This window comes from Streptomyces sp. JW3 (genome assembly GCF_052216785.1).
In the GTDB taxonomy this organism is placed as follows: Bacteria; Actinomycetota; Actinomycetes; order Streptomycetales; family Streptomycetaceae; genus Streptomyces.
Window position 1 is genome coordinate 1 of sequence record NZ_JBQOUX010000314.1, and the last position, 254, is coordinate 254.

General features: G+C 74.8%; 1 protein-coding gene. It reads left to right on the forward strand.

Annotated elements, in window-relative coordinates; all coding sequences use genetic code 11:
* Positions 1–57: 57 nt before the first annotated feature.
* Positions 58–254 (forward strand): hypothetical protein (locus ACTT8P_RS38645; protein WP_442836460.1); only part of this gene is annotated, 197 nt, incomplete at its 3' end.

Here is a 254-nt window from a genome sequence, read left to right on the forward strand (position 1 = left end):
GCGTTGGTGTCGCGGGTGGACGCCGGCGGGCAGGAGGGTGCTGGGCTGGATCGTGTCGTGGAGGATGCGGCGCGGGCGGCGGTCGGCCGGTTGGATCCGGCGGGCGGTGTGATGGTGCAGGCGGTCTGGGTCGACGTGGGGGGCGACGCACCGGGACGGGTGGTGCTCGTGGTGCACCACCTGGTCGTGGACGGTGTGTCGTGGCGGATCCTGCTGCCCGATCTGCGTGCGGCCTGCGAGGCGGTGGCGGCGGG